1 protein-coding gene is annotated in these 948 nt (G+C 69.0%); it reads left to right on the top strand.

Going from position 1 to position 948, the window contains the following annotated elements:
• Positions 1–64 precede the first annotated feature (64 nt).
• Positions 65–924 (top strand): IS5 family transposase gene (locus IE98_RS47585; protein WP_420706275.1). Its coding sequence is split into 2 segments (ribosomal slippage): positions 65–394 and positions 397–924, totalling 858 coding nucleotides; the frame shifts between segments, so codons are not numbered across the junction.
• Positions 925–948: the final 24 nt, after the last annotated feature.

The raw sequence follows: 948 nt of genomic DNA, 5'->3' as shown, positions 1-948 counted from the left end.
CTAGGCCGTGTTTCGAAAGTGGGTTCGGGGCGTGGAATGATCGCGGTCCGTGGCACGTGGAGACATGACTGACGAGCAGTGGGCCCGGCTGGAGCCCTTATTACCCAAGGGCAAGAAGCAGGGCCGGCCGCCCAAGTGGAGCCGGCGGCAGCTGATCGACGGCATACGCTGGCGGACCAGGGCCGGGACGCCATGGCGTGACGTCCCCGAACGGTACGGCCCCTGGGGCCGGGTGTACGACCTGTTCCGCCGGTGGCAGCGCAACGGCACGTGGAAGCGGATCTTCACCGAGCTGCAGGCCCAGGCCGACGCGAAGGGCCTGATCACCTGGGACATCAACGTCGACTCCACCGTCGCCCGCGCCCACCAGCACGCCGCCGGGGCGCGGAAAAGGGGGATTTGCAGGTCGAACCACCCGGCGGGGTCGACACCGAGCCCGACGACCACGGACTCGGGCGCTCCCGCGGCGGACTGACCACCAAGCTGCACCTAGCGGTCGAGCAGGGCCAGAAGCCGATGTCGATCGTGATCACGGCCGGGCAGCGCGGGGACTCCCCGCAGTTCGAGCCCGTCCTGGAGAAGATCCGGGTGCCGCGCCTTGGCCCAGGCCGGCCGCACACCAGGCCGGACAGGGTCCGGGCCGACAAGGCGTACGGGTCCCGCAAGAACCGCGCCTACCTGCGCAGACGCAAGATCCGGTGCACGATCCCGGAGAAGAAGGACCAGATCCGCAACCGCAGGAAACTCGGCTCCCGAGGCGGCCGGCCGCCCAAGTTCGACCAGGCCGACTACCGCGAGCGCCACGCCGTGGAGTGCGGAATCAACCGGCTCAAGAGACACCGCGCGGTGGCCACGCGGTACGACAAGTTGGCCGTGCGCTACGAGGCGACCGTGCTGGTCGCGGCCATCAACGAATGGCTCTGACCAGCACTTTCGAAACACGCCCTA

The organism is Streptomyces sp. NRRL B-24484 (assembly GCF_000717715.1).
Taxonomy (GTDB): domain Bacteria; phylum Actinomycetota; class Actinomycetes; order Streptomycetales; family Streptomycetaceae; genus Kitasatospora.
Note: the sequence above shows the minus strand (reverse complement) of the source record. Positions and strands in the feature narration are given on the sequence as shown.